The organism is Actinotalea ferrariae CF5-4 (assembly GCF_000603945.1).
Taxonomy (GTDB): Bacteria; Actinomycetota; Actinomycetes; order Actinomycetales; family Cellulomonadaceae; genus Actinotalea; species Actinotalea ferrariae.
Genome location: NZ_AXCW01000507.1, coordinates 1 through 955, shown reverse-complemented (window position 1 = coordinate 955; position 955 = coordinate 1). Strand labels below are relative to the sequence as shown.

At 79.3% G+C, this 955-nt stretch carries 1 pseudogene; it reads left to right on the top strand.

What is annotated here, in order from left to right:
* Window positions 1-955 (top strand): annotated as a pseudogene (locus N866_RS21765) (helix-turn-helix transcriptional regulator); the annotation flags it as partial.

Here is a 955-nt window from a genome sequence, read left to right as displayed (position 1 = left end):
CCGACTGGGCGACCGGCGGCGCGTCGTCGGCGACGACCGCCTGGGTCCTCGCGGTCCACGCGCGGTGCGCGCTCAACGTCGACCGCGACGACGAGGCGCGGGCCAGCGCCGAGCAGGCCGTCGCGGTCGCCCGGGACGGCGGGCACGCCGGGATCGAGGCGGACGCCCTCGGGACGCTCGCGGTCCTGCTGGTCGACGACGACGAGCGGTCGGCGGAGCTCCTCGCCACCGCGCGTGACCGGGCTGAGGCGGCCGGTGACCTGGCCACCGCTCTGCGGTGCGGCTCCAACCTGGCCGCGGCCCACTTCCACGCCGGGCGGCTGGAGCAGGCCCGGCAGGAGATCGACCGGGCCCTGGACGGGGCCCGCCGGGCCGGCCTGACGTGGGACGTGTTCGCGCAGCAGCTGCAGTTCCTCGCCGAGATCGTACGGATCACCACCGGCGACCTCACGCCCGCGCAGCCTGCCCCCGCGGGCGCCCCGCCCGGCGCCGGCGCGGTCCTCGCGGCCATCGACCTCTACGCCGCCACCGCGCGCGGCGACGACGACGCCGTCGAGCGCGCGCGGGCGCTGACACCAGCAGGGGCCACGGACCCGCAGGTCCTCCTCATGGCGGGCGGCTGCGAGGTCGACGCCCTCACCCTCGCCGGCCGGCCGGCGGAGGCCCTCGAGCGCGCCGTGGGCCTCATGGACCACCTCAGCCGGCGGTGGGACGACTGGTTCCTGGGCGGCATCTGGCTCGCCGCGCTCGCCCTGGCCGCCCTCGCCGACGTCGGGACCCCGTCGCCCGGCCGACGGGGTGAGACCGACCCGGCGCCCCTCCTCCAGCAGGGGGACGAGCTGCTCGAGCGCGCCGTCACGACCGCGCAGCGCGGCCGGCCCCGGGGCGGACGGCTGGGACCGGAGGGGCAGGCCTGGCTCGCCCGCGCGCGGGCCGAGCACAGCCGCCTCCGGAC